Origin of the sequence: Gemella sp. GL1 (assembly GCF_013415365.1) — a bacterium.
GTDB lineage: Bacteria > Bacillota > Bacilli > Staphylococcales > Gemellaceae > Gemelliphila.
Genome location: NZ_JACBYB010000001.1, coordinates 1 through 237 on the forward strand (window position 1 = coordinate 1; position 237 = coordinate 237).

1 rRNA gene is annotated in these 237 nt (G+C 35.9%); it reads right to left on the bottom strand.

What is annotated here, in order from left to right:
• Nucleotides 1–164: 164 nt before the first annotated feature.
• Nucleotides 165–237, bottom strand: a 16S ribosomal RNA gene (locus HZY82_RS00005); the annotation flags it as partial.

Below are 237 nucleotides of genomic sequence, written 5' to 3' on the forward strand. Positions count from 1 at the left end.
TCCTTGAACTCTTATGAATAGACAATTTTCTTGTCTTCTTCTCTCGGTTTTTTCTTTGTAAATCTTTTTCTATATAATATACGTATTTAGTTTTCATTGTTCTCGAGTATTCTTTTGAACACTCAAAACTAAAAGAATTGTCAATGTTATTCCTATATCCTTAGAAAGGAGGTGATCCAGCCGCACCTTCCGATACGGCTACCTTGTTACGACTTCACCCCAATCATCTGTCCCACC